General features: G+C 71.3%; 24 protein-coding genes. 14 read left to right on the forward strand and 10 right to left on the reverse strand.

The window, feature by feature from the left end; translation table 11 throughout:
• Positions 1–64: 64 nt before the first annotated feature.
• Positions 65–865, forward strand: a complete 801-nt coding sequence (locus GA0070619_RS25395; protein WP_088950359.1) for an SAM-dependent methyltransferase — start codon at positions 65–67, stop codon at positions 863–865.
• Here GA0070619_RS25395 and GA0070619_RS25400 read toward each other — a convergent pair.
• Entirely contained in the window at positions 862–1,944 is a 1,083-nt protein-coding gene (locus GA0070619_RS25400) for a UDP-N-acetylmuramate dehydrogenase (protein WP_088952044.1), read from the reverse strand. The genes GA0070619_RS25395 and GA0070619_RS25400 overlap by 4 nt on opposite strands.
• Positions 1,945–2,013: 69 nt before the next feature.
• Here GA0070619_RS25400 and GA0070619_RS25405 point away from each other — a divergent pair, with 69 nt between their 5' ends.
• From GA0070619_RS25405 to GA0070619_RS25440, 8 genes are all read left to right on the forward strand, one after another.
• Complete coding sequence (locus GA0070619_RS25405; protein WP_088950360.1) at positions 2,014–2,772, forward strand: maleylpyruvate isomerase family mycothiol-dependent enzyme; 759 nt, start codon at positions 2,014–2,016, stop codon at positions 2,770–2,772.
• Positions 2,773–2,956: 184 nt separating this feature from the next.
• Positions 2,957–4,264 (forward strand): ABC transporter substrate-binding protein, encoded by a 1,308-nt coding sequence (locus GA0070619_RS25410; RefSeq protein ID WP_088950361.1) that lies wholly within the window; start codon positions 2,957–2,959, stop codon positions 4,262–4,264.
• Positions 4,265–4,333: 69 nt separating this feature from the next.
• Complete coding sequence (locus GA0070619_RS25415) at positions 4,334–5,323, forward strand: carbohydrate ABC transporter permease (protein WP_088950362.1); 990 nt, start codon at positions 4,334–4,336, stop codon at positions 5,321–5,323.
• Positions 5,320–6,153, forward strand: coding sequence for a carbohydrate ABC transporter permease (locus GA0070619_RS25420; protein WP_088950363.1), 834 nt, complete (start codon positions 5,320–5,322; stop codon positions 6,151–6,153). Before GA0070619_RS25415 ends, GA0070619_RS25420 begins: the two co-directional genes overlap by 4 nt.
• Positions 6,150–7,589: a GH1 family beta-glucosidase gene (locus GA0070619_RS25425; RefSeq protein WP_088950364.1), complete on the forward strand. Its 1,440-nt coding sequence runs from the start codon at positions 6,150–6,152 to the stop codon at positions 7,587–7,589. Before GA0070619_RS25420 ends, GA0070619_RS25425 begins: the two co-directional genes overlap by 4 nt.
• 20 nt (positions 7,590–7,609) lie before the next feature.
• Positions 7,610–8,617: a LacI family DNA-binding transcriptional regulator gene (locus GA0070619_RS25430; RefSeq protein WP_088950365.1), complete on the forward strand. Its 1,008-nt coding sequence runs from the start codon at positions 7,610–7,612 to the stop codon at positions 8,615–8,617.
• 82 nt (positions 8,618–8,699) lie between these two features.
• Positions 8,700–9,113 carry a RidA family protein gene (locus tag GA0070619_RS25435; protein WP_088950366.1) on the forward strand — a complete coding sequence of 138 codons (414 nt, stop codon included), beginning with the start codon at positions 8,700–8,702 and terminating at the stop codon, positions 9,111–9,113.
• Position 9,114: 1 nt separating this feature from the next.
• A complete protein-coding gene (locus GA0070619_RS25440; RefSeq protein WP_088950367.1) occupies positions 9,115–10,011 on the forward strand; it encodes a GNAT family N-acetyltransferase in 897 nt (298 codons plus the stop codon).
• Positions 10,012–10,039: 28 nt separating this feature from the next.
• Here GA0070619_RS25440 and GA0070619_RS25445 read toward each other — a convergent pair whose 3' ends face one another.
• The 5 genes from GA0070619_RS25445 to GA0070619_RS25465 form a co-directional block, all read right to left on the reverse strand.
• Positions 10,040–10,624 (reverse strand): TetR/AcrR family transcriptional regulator, encoded by a 585-nt coding sequence (locus GA0070619_RS25445; protein WP_088952045.1) that lies wholly within the window; start codon positions 10,622–10,624, stop codon positions 10,040–10,042.
• A gap of 70 nt (positions 10,625–10,694) precedes the next feature.
• Positions 10,695–11,423 (reverse strand): ABC transporter ATP-binding protein, encoded by a 729-nt coding sequence (locus GA0070619_RS25450; RefSeq protein ID WP_088950368.1) that lies wholly within the window; start codon positions 11,421–11,423, stop codon positions 10,695–10,697.
• Positions 11,420–12,685 (reverse strand): ABC transporter permease, encoded by a 1,266-nt coding sequence (locus GA0070619_RS25455; protein WP_231927152.1) that lies wholly within the window; start codon positions 12,683–12,685, stop codon positions 11,420–11,422. The genes GA0070619_RS25450 and GA0070619_RS25455 overlap by 4 nt, the downstream gene beginning before the upstream one ends.
• The gene (locus tag GA0070619_RS25460) at positions 12,651–13,166 is read right to left on the reverse strand and encodes an O-acetyl-ADP-ribose deacetylase (RefSeq protein WP_088950370.1); all 516 of its coding nucleotides are present in this window, start codon (positions 13,164–13,166) and stop codon (positions 12,651–12,653) included. Before GA0070619_RS25460 ends, GA0070619_RS25455 begins: the two co-directional genes overlap by 35 nt.
• 1 nt (position 13,167) lies before the next feature.
• Positions 13,168–13,959, reverse strand: coding sequence for an EI24 domain-containing protein (locus GA0070619_RS25465; protein WP_088950371.1), 792 nt, complete (start codon positions 13,957–13,959; stop codon positions 13,168–13,170).
• A 198-nt stretch (positions 13,960–14,157) separates the two neighbouring features.
• Here GA0070619_RS25465 and GA0070619_RS25470 point away from each other — a divergent pair, with 198 nt between their 5' ends.
• Genes GA0070619_RS25470 through GA0070619_RS25490 form a run of 5 tightly spaced genes read left to right on the forward strand, consistent with a single transcriptional unit; the run spans position 14,158 to position 18,724 of the window.
• Positions 14,158–15,066 (forward strand): ABC transporter ATP-binding protein, encoded by a 909-nt coding sequence (locus GA0070619_RS25470; protein WP_088950372.1) that lies wholly within the window; start codon positions 14,158–14,160, stop codon positions 15,064–15,066.
• A gap of 12 nt (positions 15,067–15,078) precedes the next feature.
• Positions 15,079–15,813, forward strand: coding sequence for an ABC transporter permease (locus GA0070619_RS25475; RefSeq protein WP_088950373.1), 735 nt, complete (start codon positions 15,079–15,081; stop codon positions 15,811–15,813).
• A gap of 11 nt (positions 15,814–15,824) precedes the next feature.
• Positions 15,825–17,093, forward strand: coding sequence for a sensor histidine kinase (locus GA0070619_RS25480; protein ID WP_172862115.1), 1,269 nt, complete (start codon positions 15,825–15,827; stop codon positions 17,091–17,093).
• A complete protein-coding gene (locus tag GA0070619_RS25485) occupies positions 17,090–17,731 on the forward strand; it encodes a response regulator (RefSeq protein WP_088950375.1) in 642 nt (213 codons plus the stop codon). The genes GA0070619_RS25480 and GA0070619_RS25485 overlap by 4 nt, the downstream gene beginning before the upstream one ends.
• Positions 17,732–17,755: 24 nt before the next feature.
• On the forward strand, positions 17,756–18,724 hold the full coding sequence (locus tag GA0070619_RS25490; protein ID WP_088950376.1) for a helix-turn-helix transcriptional regulator: 969 nt from the start codon (positions 17,756–17,758) through the stop codon (positions 18,722–18,724).
• Here the strand turns inward: GA0070619_RS25490 and GA0070619_RS25495 are convergent.
• From GA0070619_RS25495 to GA0070619_RS25510, 4 genes are read right to left on the reverse strand one after another with little or no spacing between them, the layout of a single operon-like run.
• Positions 18,715–19,629, reverse strand: a complete 915-nt coding sequence (locus GA0070619_RS25495) for an SDR family oxidoreductase (RefSeq protein WP_088950377.1) — start codon at positions 19,627–19,629, stop codon at positions 18,715–18,717. The genes GA0070619_RS25490 and GA0070619_RS25495 overlap by 10 nt on opposite strands.
• A gap of 56 nt (positions 19,630–19,685) precedes the next feature.
• A complete protein-coding gene (locus tag GA0070619_RS25500; protein ID WP_088950378.1) occupies positions 19,686–20,423 on the reverse strand; it encodes an alanyl-tRNA editing protein in 738 nt (245 codons plus the stop codon).
• Between the two features lie 11 nt (positions 20,424–20,434).
• Complete coding sequence (locus GA0070619_RS25505; protein ID WP_088950379.1) at positions 20,435–21,322, reverse strand: alpha/beta fold hydrolase; 888 nt, start codon at positions 21,320–21,322, stop codon at positions 20,435–20,437.
• Positions 21,319–21,633 (reverse strand): DUF2516 family protein, encoded by a 315-nt coding sequence (locus GA0070619_RS25510; protein ID WP_088950380.1) that lies wholly within the window; start codon positions 21,631–21,633, stop codon positions 21,319–21,321. The genes GA0070619_RS25505 and GA0070619_RS25510 overlap by 4 nt, the downstream gene beginning before the upstream one ends.
• Between the last annotated feature and the right edge of the window lie 19 nt (positions 21,634–21,652).

Below are 21,652 nucleotides of genomic sequence, written 5' to 3' on the forward strand. Positions count from 1 at the left end.
CGGGTTTGCGAGCCCCGCAGTCGCGAACACCAGCGGCCAGTGAGGCGCGAGGAGTGAGCCGGGTATGAGCGGCGCGGCGCGGCGTCGGCCGCTCGGCGTGGTCACCCGGGGCACGACCAACCCGAATCGACTGCGTCGGGTGGACAACTGGATCGTCGCCACCTGTGCCGACCGGCTGTCGGCGGCGGCCGACCCTCTGGTGGTCGACCTCGGCTACGGCGCCACCCCGGTGACCGCCGTGGAGTTGCGCGCTCGGCTGGCGGCGGGGGTGCGTCCGGACGTACGGCTGGTCGGGTTGGAGATCGACCCGGCCCGGGTGGCCGCGGCGGCGCCGGCCGCCGACCCACCCGGCCTCACGTTCGCCCGGGGTGGGTTCGAGCTGGCCGGGCTCCGGCCGGTGCTGGTCCGCGCGTTCAACGTGCTCCGACAGTACGACGAGAGCGAGGTGCCGGACGCCTGGCGGACGATGACCGCCGCGCTCGCCCCGGGTGGGGCGCTCGTCGAGGGCACGTGCGACGAATTGGGCCGCCTCGCCAGTTGGCTGCTGATCGACGCCCACGGCCCCCGGACGCTGACTCTCGCGGCGAAGCTCACCACGCTGGGCAGCCCCGCGGAGCTGGCCGAGCGGTTACCCAAGGCGCTGATCCACCGCAACGTTCCCGGTGAGCCGGTGCACGATCTGATCCGCGCGCTGGACGACGCCTGGCAGGCCGCCGCCCCGTACGCCACCTTCGGCCCCCGCCAACGCTGGCTCAGAGCGGTGAGCCGCCTCCGCGAAACCGGCTGGCCCATCCTCGACGGCCCCAGCCGCTGGCGCCAGGGCGAGTTGACCCTCCCCTGGCCCCTCCCGGCGCGAGTCGGTTAGAGGGCGCAGTTCACCAGGACTGGTTCGGGGTGGAGGGTTACGCCGAAGCGGGCGTGGACCTGGTCGCGGATGTCGCGGGCCAGGGCCAGCAGGTCGGCGGTGTGGGCGGTGCCGCTGCGGTTGGTGAGGGCGAGCGTGTGCTTGCTGGAGATGGCCGTCCCGCCCGGGCCGGGGTGACCCTTGGTGAAGCCGGCCTTGTCGATCAGCCAGGCCGCACTGACCTTGACCATGCCGTCGGCTCCCGGCCAGGCGGGCGGGTCACCGATGTCGGCGGCGCGCTCCCGGAGCAGCTCGTACGTCGCCCCGTCGAGCACCGGGTTGGTGAAGAAGGAGCCGACGGAGCGGGTGTCCGGGTCGGTGGCGTCGAGCACCATGCCCTTGCCGGCACGCAGCCGCAGCACCGTCGCCCGAGCGTCCGCCAGCGGCACCTGGTCGCCCACCTCGACACCGAGCGCCCTCGCGAGCTCGGCGTAGCGCACCGGCCCGGAGTGCGGGGACCGGGTGAGCCGGAAGTCGACGGAGAGCACCACCCAGCGGTCCGCGTACTTGAAGATGCTGCCTCGGTAGGCGAACCCGCAGTCGGCGGCGGGGATGATCTGGCGGGTGCCCTCGACCCGGTCGTACACCTCGACGCCGGTGATCGTCTCGGCGACCTCCTGGCCGTACGCGCCGACGTTCTGGATCGGGGTTGCCCCGGTCGAGCCGGGGATGCCGGAGAGGCACTCCAGACCGGCCCAGCCGTTGGCGACCGTGGCGGCGACCAGGTCGTCCCACGGTTCGCCGGCCTCGACCCGTACGGTGACCGACCCGGCGTCCTCCGCGACGACGCGCAGGCCCCGGGAGCGCACCAGGACGACGGTGCCGGGGAAGCCGGAATCGCCGATCACCAGGTTGCTGCCACCGGCCAGGACCAGGACCTGCTCGTCGGCGTCCCGGACCGCGCGGATGATCTCTTCGGCGCTGCCGGCGGCGACGATGCGGGCGGCCGACCCACCCATCCCTAGAGTCGTGTAGCTGGCCAGTGGACCAGGGATGGCACGATCGGCTGCGGTTGTCGGCTGGGCGGAGGCGTCTGGCACGCCCTTCACCTTAGGCTGAGTAGTAGCCGTGGCACCCACTGGTCGCCCGGCACCCCCGGGAGGATGGCGATGAGCAGACTGCAGGGCAGCAAGGATTTTTGGATCGGGGCGCTCCGGGCGGAGGGTCCGGCATTCGCGGCGGCGGTGGCCGAGGCGCCGCCGGAGACACCGGTGCTGTCCTGTCCGGGCTGGACGGTCAACGACCTGACACTGCACCTCGCTGGCATCTATCACTGGGTGTCGTCGTTCGTCGGCTCCGGCGCGACCGCGCAGCCGGCCCGCCGCGAGCCGCTCGAGGCGGACCCGGGCGTGAGCCCGCTCCAGCTCTGGCAGCAGGGGTACGACCGGCTGTTGACCGTCTTCGACGGCCTCGACCCGGAGGCACCGGCGTGGAACTGGGCGCCGCAGCCGAAGAAGGCCGGCTTCTGGCCGCGTCGGATGGCTCACGAGACGGCGGTGCACCGCTGGGACGCCCAGCTCGCCATCGGGGCCGGTGACCCGGTCGAGGCGAAGCTGGCGGCCGACGGGGTGAGCGAGGTTCTGGACACCTGGCTGCCGGCGGGCCGGCGGCACGTGCCGGGCGACTGGCACGGGGTGGTGCAGCTTTCCGCGACCGACGCGGCCCAGGACTGGTATCTGCGGCTGCGCGGCGAGGGGGTGGCGCTGCTCGACACCGCGACCATCTTCGACCACGACGACCACCATGCCCGGGCGCAGGTCAGCGGCAACGCGAGCGACCTGCTGCTGGCGCTCTGGGGTCGGGTGAGCTTCGAGACGCTGGATGTCGCCGGCGACCGGGGCCTGCTGGAGGGTCTGCGCCCCGACTGAGCGGGCCTCTTCGACGAGGGCGTCACCCATTGACGGGGGGCGCCCTCGAACTCGTCGTGGGTCACGTCCGAATATCAAAGAGAGCGCTCTCTTGACAGGGCCGGACACGTCCCAGCACCCTGTCCGTGAGAGCGCTCTCTTAACCATCTGCCACCACCGACCACCTTGAGAGAGGTCGAAACCCATGGCTGTCTTCCCGCGCCGCCGGCTCGCCGCGGTAGCCCTCGCCGCGACCACCGCCCTGCTCGTCACCGCCGGCTGCGGTGGCGGCGACGAGCAGAGCGGGGACGGGCCCGTCACCCTGACCGTCGACGTCTTCGGTCAGTTCGGTTACGAGCAGCTCTACCAGGAGTACATGACCGCGAATCCCGACGTGAAGATCGTCGAGCGCGGCACCGGCACCAACCTCGACGAGTACTCACCGAAGCTCACCCAGTGGCTCGCCGCCGGCCGGGGCGCCGGCGACGTGGTGGCCATCGAGGAGGGGCTGATGGTCGAGTACAAGGCCAACCCCGGCAACTTCGTCAACCTGCTGGACCACGGCGCCGCCGACCTCAAGGGCAACTTCCTCGAATGGAAGTGGAACGCCGGCATGACCGCCGACGGCAAGCAGCTCATCGGCCTCGGCACCGACGTCGGCGGCATCGCCATGTGCTACCGCAAGGACCTCTTCGAGAAGGCCGGCCTGCCCACCGAACGCGACGAGGTCTCCAAGCTCTGGCCCACCTGGCCGGACTACATCGCCACCGGTGAGAAGTTCGCCGCGGCCAAGACCGGGGCGTCCTTCCTCGACGCGGCCACCAACACGTTCAACACGATCCTGCTGCAGACCGCCGGCAACAGCAGCGGCTACAGCTACTACGACACCAGCGAGAAGCTGGTCGTCGACAGCAACCCGGCCGTGCGACAGGCCTACGACACCACCATGGACATCATCGACTCGGGCCTCTCCGGCAAGTACGGCTCCTGGTCGGAGGAGTGGGTGTCCGCCTTCAAGCAGTCGAAGTTCGCCACCATCGCCTGCCCCGCCTGGATGACCGGCGTCATCGAGGCCAACGCGGGCCCGACCGCCCAGGGCAAGTGGGACATCGCACGGGTGCCCGGCAACGGCGGCAACTGGGGCGGGTCGCACCTCGCCGTGCCGAAGCAGAGCAAGCACCAGGCCAAGGCGATCGAGCTGGCCAAGTTCCTCACCAGCGCCAAGGGTCAGATCGGCGCGTTCAAGGCCAAGGGCCCGCTGCCCTCGTCCCCGCAGGCGCTCGACGACCCGGCGATCACCGGCGCGACCAACACGTACTTCTCCGGGGCGCCCGTCGGCTCGATCTTCGGCACCGGCGCGAAGAGCCTCAAGCCGGTCTACATGGGCCCGAAGAACCAGGCCGTCCGCACCGAGGTGGAGAACGCCGTGCGGACCGTGGAGCTGGGCCAGCGCAGCCCCGCGCAGGGCTGGACGGACGCGGTGACCAACGCCAAGAAGGCCGCCGCCAAGTAGCCCGAGCGATCGTGCGGGCGGGCCCCGGTCCCCGGAGTCCCGCCCGCACGGCGAAAGGAGTCCCCGGGCATGACCGCCCAGCTCGAAGCCCGCCCGCCGGTCGCACCGGCACCCCCGCGTCCGACAGGTCGCTTCAGCCGGCTCGACACCCGGTTCTCGCCGTACCTCTACATCGCCCCGTTCTTCCTGATCTTCGCGATCTTCGGGGCCTACCCGCTGGCGTACACCTTCTGGGTCTCGCTGCACGACTGGGACCTGCTCGGCACCGACCACCCGTTCGTCGGCGCCGAGAACTACACGCGGCTGCTCGCCGACACCGACTTCTGGCACGCGCTGGTCAACACGCTGGGCATCTTCGTGATCTCCACCGTCCCACAGCTGCTCGCCGCGCTCTGGCTGGCCAATCTGCTCAACCGGGGCCTGCGGGCGCGTACCGGCTGGCGGATGGCGGTGCTCGTCCCCAACGTGACCTCCACCGCCGCCGTGGCGATCGTGTTCGGAGTGCTCTTCGGCCGTGAGTTCGGCATGATCAACTGGCTGCTCGACCTGGTCGGGATGGACCCGATCGGCTGGAAGTCCAACCGGTTCGCCTCCTGGGTGGCCATCTCCGCCATGGTCGACTGGCGGTGGACCGGCTACAACGCGCTGATCCTGCTGGCCGCCATGCAGGCCATCCCCAGGGACCTGTACGAGGCCGCGGCGATCGACGGCGCCAACCGGGCGCGGCAGTTCTGGTCGGTCACCGTGCCACTGCTCAAGCCGACGATCATCTTCTGCACCATCATCGCCACCATCGGCGGGTTGCAGCTCTTCACCGAGCCCCGGATGTTCCACTCCGGCACCAACCCGATCCGCGGCGGGCCGCTGCGCGAGTCGCAGACCCTGACCATGTACATGTTCGAGAACGCCTTCGCCCCGCACTACAACTTCGGCTACGGCTCGGCGGTCGCCTGGCTGCTCTTCGCGCTCATCGCGATCGTCGCGGTGGTCAATGTGCTGATCCTGCGCCGCCTCGGCGGCGGATCGCGCCCCGACGCACGGAAGGGATCGGCGCGATGAGCCGGCTCTGGCGGGCCAGCCCGCTCACCTACCTGGCCCTGGTCGTCGCGGCCGGCCTGTCGATCTTCCCGATCTGGTGGATGATCGTCGTCGCCAGCCGCTCCAACGACGCGATGGGCCAACTGCCACCCCCGGTCACCCCCGGCGGCAACCTGGGCGCGAACATCTCCCGGCTGTTCGACAACACCGACGCGTACTTCGCCACCGGCCTGATCAACTCGACGATCGTGGCCACCACGGTCACCGTGTCCGTGGTGTTCTTCTCCAGCCTGGCCGGGTTCGCGTTCGCCAAGCTGCGGTTCCGCGGCCGCAACGCGCTGCTGCTGGTCATCATCGCGACGATGATGGTGCCGACCCAGCTCGGCTTGATCCCGCTCTACCTGCTGATGACCCGGCTGCAGTGGAACGACCGGCTGCCCGCGGTGATCGTCCCGGTGCTGGTCACCGGGTTCGGGGTGTTCATGATGCGGCAGTACGCCGGCCAGGCCATCAGCGACGAGCTGATCGAGGCCGCCCGGATGGACGGCTGCGGCACCGCCCGGATCTGGTGGCACGTCGTCGTGCCCGCGCTGCGCCCCGCCGCCGCCGTGCTCGGCCTGCTCACGTTCATGACCACCTGGAACGACTTCCTGTGGCCGTACGCTGTGCTGAACGACCCGGCGAATCCCACAGTGCAGCTCTCCCTGCGGGCGCTGTCGGACGGTTACTACCAGGACATGTCGCAGGTGTTCACCGGGACAGCGATCGCGACGCTGCCCCTGCTACTGGTCTTCGTGTTGTTCGGCCGGCAGATCATCGGCGGGATCATGGAAGGTGCGGTCAAGGCGTGAGCGAGCGAACCAGCAGGCACAGCAACGAGGCGTCGACGACGCCGCGAAGCGGTGGCGTCGACGAACTCCGTTTTCCCGACCATTTCCTCTGGGGGGCGGCCACCGCCGCGTACCAGATCGAGGGCGCGGCCCGCGACGACGGTCGCGGTCCGTCCATCTGGGACACCTTCAGCCGTACGCCGGGCAAGGTGTACCAGGGCCACACCGGCGACGTCGCCTGCGACCACTACCACCGGTACGCCGACGACGTGGCGTTGATGGCCGAACTGGGCCTGCGGGCGTACCGTTTCTCGGTCGCCTGGCCCCGCATCCAGCCCGACGGCACCGGCCCGGCCAACCCGCGTGGGCTGGACTTCTACGACCGCCTCACCGACGCGCTGCTCGACCGGGGAATCGACCCGATCGTCACCCTCTACCACTGGGACCTGCCGCAGGCCCTGGGCGACCGTGGTGGCTGGACCAACCGGGACACCGCCGAGCACTTCGCCACCTACGCCACCGCCGTGTACGCCCGCCTCGGCGACCGGATCGACGTGTGGACCACGCTCAACGAGCCGTGGTGCTCGGCCTACCTCGGCTACGGCAACGGGGTGCACGCCCCGGGCGAGCAGGACCCGGGAGCGGCCTTCACCGCCGTACACCATCTGCTGCTGGGCCACGGCCTGGCGGCGCGGGCGCTGCGGTCCGCCGGCGCGCGCAGCGTCGGCATCACCGTCAACCCGGCCGACGTGCGACCGGCCGACCCGGAGAGCGCGGCGGACGCCGCCGCGGTGCGCCTGGTCGACGGCCTGCACAACCGGATCTTCCTCGACCCGCTGCTGGCCGGCGGCTACCCGGACGACGTCCGCGAGCACGTGGCGCGGATCATCGAGCCGACGTTCATCCGCGACGGTGACGAGAAGCTGATCGCCGCACCGATCGACCTGCTGGGAATCAACTACTACGCGCCCGGTTACGTGGCAGGCCGACCCGACGGTGCCGGCAACGACGCCTACCCGGGCACCGAGGGCGCTGTGCACTTCGTGCCACCGACCGGGCCACTGACCGACATGGGCTGGATGATCGAGCCGGCCGGGCTGACCCGGTTGCTGGAACGGATCGCCATCGACTACCCCGGCGTGCCCCTGCTGATCACCGAGAACGGTGGGGCGTTCCCTGACAAGCCGGGCGCCGACTCGCCCGACGGGCCGACGCAGGTCATGGACACCGATCGCATCGCCTACCTCGACGGGCACCTGCGTGCGGCGCACGAGGCGATCTCCCGGGGCGTGGACCTGCGCGGTTATCTCGTATGGTCATTGCTGGACAACTTCGAGTGGGCGGAGGGTTACCGCAAGCGGTTCGGGATCGTGCACGTCGACTACCTGACCCAGCGGCGCACACCGAAGGCCAGCGCCCGGTGGTACCAGGAGGTGATCTCCCGGAACGGGCTGTGACAAGCGGGGGGAAGGGCGCGATGACGACGGCACAGCGGCCGACGCTCGAAGCGGTGGCGGCGCGGGCCGGGGTGTCCCGCGCCACCGTTTCGCGGGTGGTCAACGGCTCCACCACCGTCGCGGAGCCGATCCGGGAGGCGGTCACCCGGGCCGTCGCCGAGCTGGGGTACGTGCCCAACCTGGCCGCCCGCAGCCTGGTCACCCAGCGCACCGACTCGATCGCCCTGGTCATGCCGGAGGCGGCCACCCGGGTCTTCTCCGACGACCAGGTCTTCCCCGGCATCATCCGTGGCGTCAGCCAGGAGCTGGAGGCGGCCGACAAGCAACTGGTGCTGATGCTCGCCGGTTCGCCGGCCGGGCATCAGCGGGTCGAGCGGTACACCACCGGTCGGCACGTCGACGGGGTGCTGTTCGCCTCGCTGCACGGCGCCGACCCGTTGCCCGGCACGCTGGCGCGGCTCGGCATCCCGGTGGTGGTCAGCGGTCGGCCGCTCGGCGACGTGCCCGTGCCGTACGTCGACGTGGACCACGTGGCCGGGGTGACCACAGCCGTCCGACACATGATCGACATCGGTCGGCGGCGGATCGCCACCATCGCCGGCCCACAGGACATGGTCGCCGGCATCGAGCGACTCAGCGGTTACCGCAGCGCGGTCGCCGACGCGGGGCTGCCCGAGCTGATCGCCGTCGGCGACTTCACCCGCGAGTCCGGTGCGGCGGCGATGCGGCGCCTGCTCACCGAGCACCCCGACCTGGACGGCGTCTTCGCCGCCTCCGACCTGATGGCGCACGCCGCCCTGCGGACGCTGCGCGAAGCAGGCCGGCGGGTGCCCGACGACGTCGCGGTGGTCGGCTTCGACGACATCGAGACGGCCGCGTACACCGAGCCACCGCTGACCACCGTCCGGCAGCCGATCGTGGAACTCGGCCGCCGGATGACCCGCCAACTGCTCCGGCTGGCCGCCGGGGAGGAGATCGAGCAGGCGGTCATGCTCCCCACCGAGCTGATCCGACGAGCCTCCGCCTGACCACGCCGCCCGCGGCAAGATCCGCGCAACTTCAGGGGTTAATGGTTCGCCCAGGTCTGTGATCGTCGCTAGCCTCGCCGGCATGCCGGATCCTGTCGCGTTGCTGCACGTCCCCGCCCTGTCCGACGTCGCCGAGTACGCGTACGCGGCCATCGTCGAGCCGCCCGCCCGGCTGGTGTTCACCGCCGGGGCGTGCCCGCTGGACGCCGAGGGCCGCACCGTCGCGCCGGGCGACCACGCCGCGCAGGCCCGGCAGGTGATGGCGAACCTGGAGACCGCCCTCGCGGCGGCCGGCGCCACGCCCACCGACGTCGTCAAGACCACCGTCTACGTGGCATCGTCGCAGCAGAAGGACCTGGTGACCGTCTGGGAGGTGGTGCGGGACTTCTTCGGCGACCACGACCCGCCCAGCACCCTGCTCGGGGTCGCCGTGCTCGGCTACACCGACCAGCTCGTCGAGGTAGAGGCCGTCGCCGCCGTACGGACGGAGGCCTGACATGCGCATCCGTGTGGCGCGACCCGACGACGCCCCGGCCGTGGTGGCCCTGCGGGCGACTGTCTACCCGTACCTGGTGCGCGGGGTCGAGTCGACCCGGAAGATGATCGCCGAACCGCCGCCCGAGGAGGACTGGACCGCGTTCGTGGCCGAGGTCGACGAGCGGGTGGTCGGTTGGGTGTCCGCCGAACGCATCGGCACCACATCGGCGGCGGACGTCGGTGGCATCAACCTGCTGCACGTGCACCCGGAACACCGGCGGCACGGCATCGGCACCGCCCTGCTGACCGCCGCGACCGACTTCCTCCGCCCGTTGGGAATCCGCCGGGTGCGTGCCATGGCGCAGCCCGACGCGCTGCCGTACGCCCGGCGGCACGGCTACGAGCCCAGCCGGGAGGTGCGCTACTCGGCGCTCGACCTGAATCCGGCACCCGCACTGCCCGACCCGCCTCCGGGGGTGCGGCTGCTTCCGATCGCCGACCTGGACCCGCACCTCCTGTACGCGGCGGACGTGGCCTCGGCGGCGGACGAACCGGGGGATGTGCCCGTCGACGCGAAGAGCTACGAGAGCTGGCAGTACGACGTGTGGGACAACCTCGGGCTGGACAAGGCGTCCAGCATCGCGGCCGAGGTCGGTGGTGAGGTGGTCGCGTTCAGCCTGGTGAAGCGGGACGGGGACCGGATGTGGTCGGACTACACCGGCAGCATCCCGACCTACCGGGGCCGAGGGCTGGCGCGGCTGGCCAAGGTGGCCGCGCTGCACCGGGCCGCCGCGAACGGCGTACGCGTCGCGTACACGTCGAACGACGAGGCGAACGCGCCGATGCTGGCGATCAACGCCCGGCTGGGCTACCGGCCGGTGACGTCCCAGTGGTCCTGTCTGGCCAACCTGAGCTGATCGTCGTCGCCCGGTCGGGCCGAGCCCTTCAGCCGCTGTCGGGATCGAGGTACGGGCTGAGAAGTTCGCGGGCGAGGCCGGTTGCGGTCCGCAGGGGAAGCCCTCCCTCGATCATCCGGCTCAGGGCGTAGACGATCGACTGGACCAGTTCTGCCATGCGGACCGGGTCCGACGAGCCGTGGTCCGTGAGCGCGGCCCGCAGCGGGGCTTCCAGGCTGTCGTGCATGAGCCGACTGGACGAGGCGAGTGTCTCGCTGCTGCCGGCCGATGCCAGCGCACGGGCCAGTGCGTGATCGCCTCGGGCAACCAGTTGCAGGTTGGCTTCCACGTACGCCTGGATCTTCGGCCCGGGGGCGGCGGCCTCGTCCATGTGCTTCTCGACGTACGCCGACCAGCGGGGGAACGTGTCGATGACGAGTGCGTCGAACATGTCGGCGCGGGACTTGAAGTACGAGTAGACGCTGGATCGGGCGAGGCCGGCATGCTGGGCGACCTCGGCCAGCCCGGGGATCTGCTCGGGGTGTTTCGACAGCAGGGTGCGGGCCGCGTCGAGCAGCGCGGCGCGTTGGGAGGCCCGGTGCTCAGCGACAGTCGCGGCCTGGATCTTCGGCACGCCGCCCCCCTTGTTCCGGACGGACGTGGCCGGCCTGGTCGTGCGCCGCGCCCGCACCCTGCCGTCGTGGCTAGCTGCTGGCCGCGAGCTTGCCGTCGACCATCTCGTAGACGGTGTCACAGTATTCCAGCACATCGTGGTCGTGAGTGACCATGACCACCGCGACCGACCGCTGCCGGGCCTCGTGGGCCAGCAGTCGCACGATGTCGTGGCTGCGCGCCCGGTCCAGCGCCGCTGTCGGTTCGTCGACCAGCAGCACGCTGGGCTCGGTGACCAGCGCTCGGGCGATCCCGACCCGTTGACGTTCGCCACCCGACAGTTGGTGCGGGCGCCGGTCGGCCTTGTCGGTCATGCCGACGTCGGCGAGCAGCTCCAGCGGGTCTCGGCCGGACCGCGTCGACCGTGGTCCCAGCCGCAGGGGCAGCCGCAACTGGTCGACGGCGGTCAGCGCGGGCAGCAGGTTGCCCGACTGGAACACGAAGCCCACATGTTGGCGGCGCAGGGCGGTCCGTGTGCGGCGGCTCGGCACTGTCATGTCCTGACCGGCCACGGTAACGGTCCCCTGGTCGGGCCGGGCCAGGCCGCCGGCGACGGCCAGCAGACTGGACTTGCCGGCACCGGACGGGCCGACGATCGCGGCGAGCTCACCGGGTCGCACCGTCAGGTCGACGTCGTCGAGCGCCTGCACGGTCTCGGCGGCGTCGCCGTGCCGCAGGGACACCGCACGCATCACCAGGCCGAGCCGCTCGGACGAGTCAGCGGGTGCGGTCGAAGCGGTCGGAGCGGGACTGCTGCTCATCGGTTTCCTCCCAGAGCGGTGGCCGGGTCGACTGAGGTGATGCGGATGACCGCCGCGGCGGCTCCCACCAGGCCGAGGACAACGAGGCCGATCGCGGCGGCGGAGATGCTCGGCATGCTCAACGCGAACGGGACACCGCTGCCGGTGATGAAGGCACCGAGAGCCAGCCCCAGCCCCACGCCGACGAGGACAGCGACCGCCAACAGGACGAACGCCTGCGTCAACGCGTCGCGCAGCACCCAGCCGGTCGAGGCGCCCAGCGCCCGCAGGACGGCCACCTCGGGCTTGCGTTGGATCGCCCACACCGCGAAGAACGCTCCGGCCACCAGCGCCGAGATCGCGTACAGGAATCCCTGAATCAACTGCAGTGTCGTCGTCTCGGCCGTGTATCCGGGCGAAGCCCCGTAGGACTCCTTCAGGGTCAGGCTCTCGGTTCCGGTGGCGGCGTCGCCCGCAGTCAGATCGACGGACTTCCCATCGTCCGCGCGGACCGCAACCGCCGTGATCTCCGTTGCGGCCCTTGACGGCAGATCCGCGTCGGGGGCGGTGCCGGATTTGATCGCCTGCCACGCCGCCAACGGCACGTACGCCACGTCCACGTGCCCGAAGGTGTCCTGTTGCTCGGTGACACCGACGACCCGCAGCCGCGTACCGACCCGATCCACGGTGACCGTGTCGCCCATCCGCAGCCCCGCGTCCAGCGCCGTGGGACTCACCACGATCCCGTCCGCGGTGCCCAACCGCTCACCCTGGCTGACCCGGGGCGACAGGAACGAGTCGGGTTGCACTCCGAACAGCGCGAGGTCGACCTCAGTTCCCCGATCGGTACGAGTATTCACCAGCGTGTTTCCGAACGGCGCCGCGTCCGCGACGCCCGGCTGGGCGCCCCAGCTGTCGACCGCCGACATGTCCACGACGCTCCGTGAGAACGCGGAGTCCCGCTGGACGCCGTGCGCGAAGGCGAACGACGTGACCGGCAGGTTCTGCAGCCCGGAAACGCCGTCGCGCACCAGGCCGACCGACAGCCCCGACAGCATCACCATCAACACGGCGATCAGCGCGATCACGGCGCCCATCAGAGCGAACCGCAACCGGGCGAAGCTCAGCTCACGAATTGCGAGGAACATCAGCGCCCGCCCTCGTGGATTGTCGACATCATGTCGGCATCTTATCAACACGCTGTCGGCAAAGCCTCGCCTGCTGGGGGACAGTGGCCGGGCGTACCGCTCAGGCGTCGTCGAAGACCCGGCTGGCCGCGGCATGGGTCGCCGCCCCGAACAGCACCAGGCGGGCCTCGACGACGGTGGCGGGCGTGGCCGCGCGCAGCACCGTCAGTGCCTGCCGGACCGCGTCGTCGATCGGCCAGCCGTAGATGCCGGCGGAGATCAGCGGAAAGGCCACGGTTGTCGCGCCCACCTCGTCGGCCACGCGGAGACTGTTGGCGTAGCAGTCGCGCAGCAGCGCCGACCGGTCTTCGCTGGCGGACCAGACCGGCCCGACGGTGTGGATCACCCAGCATGCCGGCAGCTCCCCCGCGGTGGTCGCCACCGCCTGGCCAGTGGGCAGACCCCTGCCGTAGCGGGATGCCCGCAGCGCCCGGCACTCGGCCAGGATGGCCGGCCCGCCACGTCGGTGGATGGCGCCATCGACCCCGCCCCCACCGAGCAGGGACGAGTTGGCGGCGTTCACGATGGCGTCGACCTGCTGCGTGGTGATGTCCCCCTCGACCAGGGTGATCTCCATGTCAGTCCTTCTCGATGGACTGGCCGAGCGATCGGCGGGCCAGCAAAGTGGCGCCGGCGACCGCCGCCGGCATGATCAACACTGCGCCGAGCGGGATGAGGAAGCAGAGGAAGACGGCAACCCCGAAGCCGAGCGCGGTGGGTCGATCGGCCTTCAGGATCGTCCGGCGCTGCGGCAGCCGCATACCGCGCCGGTAGAACGGTGCCCCGACCAGCTCCACGGCGAGGAACCAGCCGCCCACTGCCGCGCCGATCACCGGGACGACCGTCTGGCCGACCACGGGGATGAAGCCCGCGAGGAAGAGCGGAATCCCGACCAGCGCGGTGAGCGCCACCAGTCGTACCGAGTCGGCGAGGCTGCGCCGCAACGACGACCAGAAGGGCACGTCCACCGCGCCCGGCGTGCCGCCGTACCGCTGCTCGACCTGCTCGGAGATCTTCTCGTAGAACGGGTCGCCGATGACCAGGGTGACCGCGGTGAAGGTGAGCACGCCGAGCAGACCGCCGAGCCCCAGGAAGGCCAGCCCGGCGATCACCCGGACCAGGCTGCGGGTGGTGCTCGACCAGTCGTCGGCGAACGGGGTGACCAGCGCGGCGAGGTCGTCCACGAAGTACACCAGGGCGGCGAGCGCGGCCAGGAAGAACGCGCCGGAGATCAGCGCCGGCACGACCCCGAGCAGCATCAACCCCGGGCTGCGGACATAGAGACCCAGCCCCCGCACGAGCAGCCCCGCCCCGGCGAAGAAACGGCCGACGACTCCGGTGACCGGGCTGGCGACTCTGCTGACATCCACGATCGAGCAGCCTATCGAGCGATGATCCGGTCCGCCGGGTGGAGCCGTAGCAGCGACTGTTCGCGTCCACATCAACCGGTTGGCGGACGGGAGTGATCCACCGGGAACGCCGGCGAACATCGCCGACCAGTCGATTCGCCGGCGGGTCACCCCGACAACCCTTGAGGGGTACGAAGCCAGCGGCGGAAGGGCGGCACGATGTCGGTCATCGAGGTGACCCACCTGAGTAAGCGGTACGGCGATCTGGTGTCCGTCCAGGACGTGTCGTTCACGGTGGAGCCCGGGGAGATCTTCGGCGTGCTCGGCCCGAACGGCGCCGGCAAGACCACCACCGTCGAGTGTGTCGCCGGGCTGCGTGTCCCCGACGGGGGCGGGGTGTCGGTCCTCGGGCTCGACCCCCGCCGGGACGCGGCGCAGCTCCGGCAGCGGGTCGGGGTGCAACTCCAGGAGAGCCAACTGCCGGACCGGCTGCGGGTGGCGGAGGCGCTGGAGCTGTACGCCTCGTTCTACCGCAACCCGGCCGACCCGGCCGCTCTGATCGACAAGCTGGGCCTCGGCGAGAAGCGGAACACCGCGTACAAGAAGCTCTCCGGCGGTCAGAAGCAGCGACTCTCCATCGCGTTGGCCCTGGTCGGCAACCCGGAGATCGCGATCCTCGACGAGCTCACCACCGGGCTGGACCCGCAGGCGCGCCGGGACACCTGGGGTCTCATCGAACAGGTCCGGGACAGCGGAGTGACGATCGTGCTGGTCACCCATTTCATGGAGGAAGCGGAGCGGCTCTGCGACCGGGTCGCGGTGATCGACCGGGGGCGCGTCGTCGCCCTGGACAGCCCGGCGGGCCTGGTGTCGGCGGTGGCTCCGGAGCAGCGGATCCGGTTCCGGCCGTCGGCCCCGGTCGACGACCGGCTCCTCACCGACCTGCCCGAGGTTTCCGCCGTGCAGCGCACCGGCAGCCAGGTGGTGGTGACCGGCACCGGTGACCTGCTGCACGCCGTCACCTCGGTCCTCGCCCGCCACCAGATCGTCGCCGCCGACCTGCGGCTGGAGCAGTCCACCCTCGACGACGCCTTCGTCGAGCTGACCGGGCACCGGCCCGTCGACTGAAAAGGGGCAAGCATGCACGCCTTCCGTCAGATCCTGAGGATCGAGGCGCGGCTCTACCTGCGGGACATACCGACGCTGCTCACCACCATCGGGCTGCCCACAGTGATCCTGGTGGTGCTCGGATTGGTCCCCTCGCTCCGCAAGCCGGATCCGACCTTCGATGGGCAGACCTTCGTCAGCTACTTCGCACCGTCGCTGCTGGTGGTCACCCTCGCCATGGTCGGGGTGAACACGCTGCCCACGGTGCTGGCCACCTACCGGGAACGCGGCGTGCTGCGTCGGCTGGCGACCACTCCGGCGCATCCGGCCGCTCTGCTCGCCGCGCAACTGGTGCTGGCCCTGGCCGGGATCCTGGCCAGCGCGCTGCTGCTCATCGTCGTCGGCCGGTTGGCGTTCGGGGTGCCGTTCCCTCGGCACCCGCTCGGCTTCACCCTGGCGTTCGTCCTCGGCACGGCGGCGCTGCTGGCGCTCGGCCTGCTGGTCGCCGCCGTGGCCCGCACGACGAAGGCGGCGCAGGCTCTGGCCGTGCCGCTGTTCCTGGTCACCATGTTCTTCGGCGGGGTCTACCTGCCCCGGTTCCTGCTTCCGGACGCCGTGGCGCGGATCGGCGACTACACGCCGCCCGGGGTGCAGGCGCTTCTGGACGCCTGGACCGGCACGTCGCCGCAGCCGCTGCACCTGGCGATAATGGCGGTGATCGCCGTGGCGGCCGGCGCCAGCGCGGCGAAACTGTTCCGCTGGGAGTGAGCGGAGATGCGATGACCAGCAGCGGTGGGCACGACCGTCTGACCAGTTGGCGAGAGCGCGAGGCTGCCCTCTATCGCGTGTTCCCGTATGGCGGGCTGGCTCTGGGCACCCTGCTGGCCCTCGTCGCACCGGCGCCCGCCAGCCCCGGGGCGGTGCCGACCCTCGCTGTGGCCGTGGCGGCCGGATGCTGGGTCGCCTGGTTCGTGACCCTGCACCCCGGCTGGCAAAGTCGGCGCAGGCCGATGGCGGTCTACTACGCCGGTCTGCTCACGTTCGCCGCCGCTCTCGTGGCCGCCAGTCCGTGGTACGGCTTCTTCGCCTGGATCGGTTACATCCACGCCTTCCCGGTGCTGCCCGGGCGTTGGCGGGTCGCCGGGATGGTGACCACGGCGGCCCTCGTCGCCACGTCTCAGGGCGGTGGTCTGTCGGTGGTGGTGTCGCACTGGCTGCTCTGGCTGGTGCTGGTGCTCTTCAACCTGCTGGTGGCCGGCTCGGTGAGCTGGTTCGCGATGATCGCCGAACAGGAGGACGTCAAACGTCGGCGGTTGATGGCGGAACTCGGCGAGGCCAACCGTCAACTCACCGAGACGGTCCAGGAGAACGCCGGGCTGCACGCCCAACTGCTCACCCAGGCACGGGAGGCCGGCGTGCTGGACGAGCGGCAGCGGATGGCGCGAGAGATCCACGACACCCTGGCCCAGGGGTTGACCGGCATCATCACCCAACTGGAGGCGGCCGAGCAGACCCGCGACCGCTCCGCCGACTGGCGGCGGCACGTCGACAACGCGCTCGCACTGGCGCGGGAGAGCCTCACCGAGGCCCGCCGCTCGGTGCGGGCCGTCCGCCCGGAGACGTTGGAGACAGCCCGGCTGCCAGACGCGCTCGTCGAGCTGGGCGGGCGCTGGTCGGCTCTGAACGGGGTACGGGCCGAGGTCGCCACCACCGGAACGCCCCGCCCCCTGCATCCGGAGGTCGAGGTGACCCTGCTCCGGGCCGCCCAGGAGGCGCTGGCCAACGTGGCCCGGCACGCTGCCGCGTCACGGGTCGGGCTGACCCTGTCGTACATGACGGACGTGGTCACCCTCGATGTCCGTGACGACGGGACGGGCTTCGACGTCACCGGGCAGCCGGCGCCCCGCGAGCCGGGCGGCGGGTACGGGCTGACCGCGATGCGGCAGCGGGTGACCCGGGTGGGTGGCGAGTTGGCCGTCGAATCCGAACCGGGAGGCGGCACCGCCATTTCGGCGTCCGTCCCCGCGCTGCCGGGAGGTGCCGGTTGACCGCCCCGATACGGCTGCTGATCGTCGACGACCATCCGGTGGTGCGCGACGGGTTGCGGGGGATGTTCACCGGCGACCCCGGCTTCGAGGTGGTCGGCGAGGCCGCGGACGGCGCGGAGGCGTTGACCCTGGTCGCGACGGTCCGGCCGGACGTGGTGCTGATGGACCTGCGGATGCCCGGAATGAACGGTGTGACCGCCATCGGCAGGCTGGCCCGCTCCGGCAGCACCGCCCGGGTGCTGGTGCTCACCACGTACGACACGGACGCCGACGTGCTGCCCGCCATCGAGGCCGGTGCCACCGGCTATCTGCTCAAGGACACGCCCCGCGAGGAACTGGTCCGCGCGGTACGGGCCGCCGCCCGGGGCGAGTCGGTGCTCGCACCGAGCGTCGCCGGGCGGTTGATGGGCCGGTTGCGTGCACCGGTCGAGGAGCCACTCAGCCAGCGCGAGCTGGAGGTGCTCACCCTGGTGGCCCGTGGTGCCTCCAACCGGGAGGCGGCGGCTCGGCTGTTCATCAGCGAGGCCACCGTCAAGACGCACCTGCTGCACGTGTACACCAAGCTCGGGGTCAACGACCGGGCCGCCGCGGTGGCCACCGCGTACGACAGGGGGTTGCTGACCCCCGGCGGGCGGTGAGTGAGGGCCGGGCAGGATGGGCGGGTGCGCGCGTCCCGGCTGATCTCGCTGCTCCTGTTGTTGCAGGCGCGCGGGTCGATGACGGCGGGTGAGCTGGCGCGGGAGCTGGAGGTTTCCGAGCGGACCGTCTACCGGGACGTGTTGGCGCTCTCCGCCGCCGGGGTGCCGGTCTACGCCGACCGGGGCCGCGCCGGCGGGTACCGGTTGCTCGGCGGTTACCGCACCCGACTGACCGGGCTGACCCGGGACGAGGCGGAGGCGCTCTTCCTCTCCGGGCTGCCCGGCCCCGCTGGCGACATGGGGCTCGCCGACGCGGTCGCCGCCGCCGAGTTGAAGGTGCTCGCCGCCCTGCCGCCGGCCCTGCGCGACGCCCCGGCCCGTGCCGGGCAGCGGTTCCATCTGGACGTGCCGGGTTGGTTCCGGGAGACCGCGCCGCCGCCGTGGCTGACCGAGCTGGCCCGGGCGGTCTGGCGCGACCGGGTGGTGGAGCTGCGCTACCGGCGCGGTGACCGGGAGGTGGCCCGGCGGGTCCAGCCGTACGGGCTGGTGCTCAAGAGTGGTGTCTGGTATCTGGTCGGCCGGGTCGACGACGACACCCGCACCTATCGGGTGGACCGGGTGACCGGGGTCGAGGTGGGCGAGGAGAGCTTCGAGCGGGACGAGGGCTTCGACCTGGCCGGGCACTGGCGCGAGCAGGCCGGGTCGTTTCTGCGGACCGTGCTGCGGGCCGAGGTCACCGTCCGGCTCAGCCCGGCGGGTCTGCGCCAGCTCCGGCACCTGGTGGATGCCCCCTTCGTGTACGACGAGCTGGTCGCCGCCGCCGGAGCACCCGACGGGCAGGGCTGGGTGGTGGGCCAGCTGCCCGTCGAGTCCGTCGAGGTCGCCTACCACCAACTGCTGGGGCTCGGCCCCGAGGTGGAGGTCCTCGGCCCGCCCGAGCTGCGGCGGTTGTTCACCGACGCGGCCGACCGGCTGCGGGCGCTCTACCGGTAGCCGGTGACGTCCGAGGGCTTGCCCGCGTCGACCACCTCGACGATGTACCGGAACCCCTCCGGCTGACTGCCGTCGAGGTCGGTGAATCCGTACACCTTGGACAGTGTGCCGGCGTCCACGGACTGGCCGTTCCAGCGGGCCTTCTCCTCGTCGGCGGCGAGCGCCGCCACCGCGCGGCCGACGAAGGCCGGGGTCTCCGAGATGAGAAAGTTCGGGTCGGTGGCAGCGCCGTCGCGCCAGTTGTCCTCGGTCACTCCGAAGTGCTCCAGCATCGCCTCGGAGCGGATCCAGCCGGGGGTGAGCGCCACCGCCGTGCAGCCGTGCGGCTTCAGCTCGTGCGCCTGGCTGAAGGCGAGCCGGTTGACCGACACCTTGGCCAGGTCGTAGAAGACGGAGAGCCGGTAGTTGTCGTCGTTGTACGCCTTGGTGCCGTCGCCCATCTCCACCAGCAGCCCGCCCGGCTTGCGGATCAGCAGCGGCAGGGCGAAGTGGCTGGTGATGATGTGGGTGTCGATGGCCAGTCGCAGGGTCCGAAAGCCCGCGTCCAGCGGCTGCTCCCAGACCGGCTTGTCCCAGGTGACCAGCGGGTCGCCGCCCCAGATGTCGTTGACCAGCACGTCGAGCTGGCCCTGCTCGGCGTCGATCCGGGCGACGAGGTCGCGGACCTGCTCGGGCACCAGGTGGTCGACCTGGACGGCGATGCCCGTGCCCCCGGCCTCGGTGACCAGCTCGGCGGTCTCCTCGATGGTCTCCGGCCGGTCCATCTCCGAGCGACCGGTGCGGCTGCTGCGACCGGTGGCGTACACGGTGGCGCCGGCGGCGCCGAGCTGGACGGCGATCTGCCGACCCGCGCCCCGGGTGGCACCGGCGACGAGCGCGATCTTTCCTGCGAGCGGTTGTGTCATACCTGCGAGGTTGTCAGCGATACCTGACAACCGACGTCCGAATTCGTTACCCGGACCTAGTCCACCAACCGGACGCGGACCCGGCGGTTGGCGCGGCCCTTGCTCTCCACCTTCACGACCTGCACCTTGCCGATCTGGGCGGTGGACGCGACGTGGGTGCCGCCGTCGGCCTGCACGTCCAGGCCGACGATGTCGACGATCCGGACCTCCTGCTCATCCGGCGGGATGAGATTGGACTGGGTACGGATGATGTCCGGCAGGGCCAGCGCCTCGGTGCGCGGCAGCACTCGCGTGGCGACCGAGCGGTCGGCGGCCACCTCGGCGTTGACCAGCTCCTCGATCCGACTCTTGAAGTCGGGCGGGACCTCGGGGAGGTTGAAGTCCATCCGGGCCTCGCCCGGTTCCATCGAGTTGCCGGTGACGAGCGCGCCGAAGTCGCGGAACACCACACCGCAGAGCACGTGCAGCCCGGAGTGGGTACGCATCAGCCGGGTGCGGCGCTCGTCCTCCACCGCGCCGACGACCTCGGTGCCGGCCGGGGGCAGTGGGTCACCCTCGGCGGGGATCAGGTACGGGTCGTCGCTCTTGCGGGTGCCGACGATCCGGGTCTGCACGCCCTGCCACAGCAGCACGCCGTGGTCCGGCGGTTGGCCACCGCCGCCCGGGTAGAACGCCGAGCGGTCCAGCACGATGCCCTGCTCGGCGTCGGCGTGCAGGACCGTGCACGTCCACTCACGCAGGGTCGGGTCAGCTAGGTCGAGCCGGTGCGTCCGGCCATGTTGTGTGACGCCCATGACAGGGCACGTTACTCGTTGAGGAAGCCGGCGATGCGGTCCCGCAGGTCGGCGCGTTCCGACCAGAGGACGCCGGGCCGGTCGTACACGTGCAGGGTGGCCTGGGGCAGCGCGGCGGCGAGTCGCTCGGCGACCTCGACCGGGTGCAGGTCGTCGCCCGCGTTGGCGATCACCAGCGCTGGCGCGGTCACCGCAGCGAGGGCGGTGGTGTCGCGCAACGGCGTCTGCTCGGCGAGGCCCGCCAGGCCGGCGGCCAGACCGTCGCGGAGCAGCTGGTCGAGCCGTTGCCGCAGGTACGCCCAGCCGGCGGGAGTGTTACGCACCGCAGGAGGCAGCTCCAGGGTGACGACGTCGGCGACCGCCGAGGCGTCCCCGCTCTCCACCGCCTCCAGCAGGTCCGTGATGCGTTCCTGCGCGACCGGGCCACGCGGCCGGTCGAGCACCGCGGGTAGGAAGAAGACCAGCTTCTCGAAACGGTCCGGGCTCTCCACGAGCAGCCGGCAGAGGGCACCGGCGCCGAGGCTCGCGCCGAACGCCCGACTGGCCCCGCCGAGGTCCGCGATCGCCCGCAGGTCCCGAGCGAGGTCCAGGTAGTTCCACGGCCCGTCCGGGGCCTCGGAACGGCCATGCCCACGGAACTGGAAGAACACCTTGCGGCCGGTCACCCCACTGCCGAACGGGCGGGTGGTGGCGATGCCGTTGCCCAGCCCGTGCGCGAACACGGTCACCGGGTCACCGGTGCCGGTGACCAGCCGCTCCAGCCGTACGCCGTGCGGGGTGGCGACCAGGTCGGTGTCCGGCTCCGGCAGCGCCGGGCGGCCGGTACGCGGCCCACCCGGACCGGGCCCCCAGGTGCGGGGGCCGCTGTCCGGTGGGGGTGGCCAGCGGAAACCTCTCACCAGAACCCTTTGCCGTCGCTGAGGTCGCGAAGGCCGACCCGAACGTCGAGCAGGTAGATGAGACCGGCGGCGATGCCGATCAGTCCGAAGAGGCTGATCGGCCCGAAGCCGAGCAGGGTCAGCACGAGACAGACCGCCAGGATGGCGATCCAGCCACCCTTGGGAAGTGTCCCGATGGCGGGGAAGGCGTCGGAGCGCTGGGTGATCGCGTGGACCAGGGCGACGCCCTGGACGATCAGCGCGAAGACGAGCAGGATCAGCTCGATCACGTAGCGGACTTCGAACGCGAAGATCGGCGCGGCGTTGGCCATGCCGGCAAGCTTATGTCGA

Origin of the sequence: Micromonospora zamorensis, assembly GCF_900090275.1 — a bacterium.
GTDB classification, from domain to species: domain Bacteria; phylum Actinomycetota; class Actinomycetes; order Mycobacteriales; family Micromonosporaceae; genus Micromonospora; species Micromonospora zamorensis.

Coding starts and splice junctions, on each gene's coding strand:
- GA0070619_RS25395 (WP_088950359.1), top strand. CDS start 65: ATGAGCGGCGCGGCGCGGCGTCGGCCGCTCGGCGTGGTCACCCGGGGC.
- GA0070619_RS25405 (WP_088950360.1), top strand. CDS start 2,014: ATGAGCAGACTGCAGGGCAGCAAGGATTTTTGGATCGGGGCGCTCCGG.
- GA0070619_RS25410 (WP_088950361.1), top strand. CDS start 2,957: ATGGCTGTCTTCCCGCGCCGCCGGCTCGCCGCGGTAGCCCTCGCCGCG.
- GA0070619_RS25415 (WP_088950362.1), top strand. CDS start 4,334: ATGACCGCCCAGCTCGAAGCCCGCCCGCCGGTCGCACCGGCACCCCCG.
- GA0070619_RS25420 (WP_088950363.1), top strand. CDS start 5,320: ATGAGCCGGCTCTGGCGGGCCAGCCCGCTCACCTACCTGGCCCTGGTC.
- GA0070619_RS25430 (WP_088950365.1), top strand. CDS start 7,610: ATGACGACGGCACAGCGGCCGACGCTCGAAGCGGTGGCGGCGCGGGCC.
- GA0070619_RS25435 (WP_088950366.1), top strand. CDS start 8,700: ATGCCGGATCCTGTCGCGTTGCTGCACGTCCCCGCCCTGTCCGACGTC.
- GA0070619_RS25440 (WP_088950367.1), top strand. CDS start 9,115: ATGCGCATCCGTGTGGCGCGACCCGACGACGCCCCGGCCGTGGTGGCC.
- GA0070619_RS25450 (WP_088950368.1), bottom strand. CDS start 11,423: ATGAGCAGCAGTCCCGCTCCGACCGCTTCGACCGCACCCGCTGACTCG.
- GA0070619_RS25455 (WP_231927152.1), bottom strand. CDS start 12,685: ATGCCGCGGCCAGCCGGGTCTTCGACGACGCCTGAGCGGTACGCCCGG.
- GA0070619_RS25460 (WP_088950370.1), bottom strand. CDS start 13,166: ATGGAGATCACCCTGGTCGAGGGGGACATCACCACGCAGCAGGTCGAC.
- GA0070619_RS25470 (WP_088950372.1), top strand. CDS start 14,158: ATGTCGGTCATCGAGGTGACCCACCTGAGTAAGCGGTACGGCGATCTG.
- GA0070619_RS25475 (WP_088950373.1), top strand. CDS start 15,079: ATGCACGCCTTCCGTCAGATCCTGAGGATCGAGGCGCGGCTCTACCTG.
- GA0070619_RS25480 (WP_172862115.1), top strand. CDS start 15,825: ATGACCAGCAGCGGTGGGCACGACCGTCTGACCAGTTGGCGAGAGCGC.
- GA0070619_RS25495 (WP_088950377.1), bottom strand. CDS start 19,629: ATGACACAACCGCTCGCAGGAAAGATCGCGCTCGTCGCCGGTGCCACC.
- GA0070619_RS25500 (WP_088950378.1), bottom strand. CDS start 20,423: ATGGGCGTCACACAACATGGCCGGACGCACCGGCTCGACCTAGCTGAC.
- GA0070619_RS25510 (WP_088950380.1), bottom strand. CDS start 21,633: ATGGCCAACGCCGCGCCGATCTTCGCGTTCGAAGTCCGCTACGTGATC.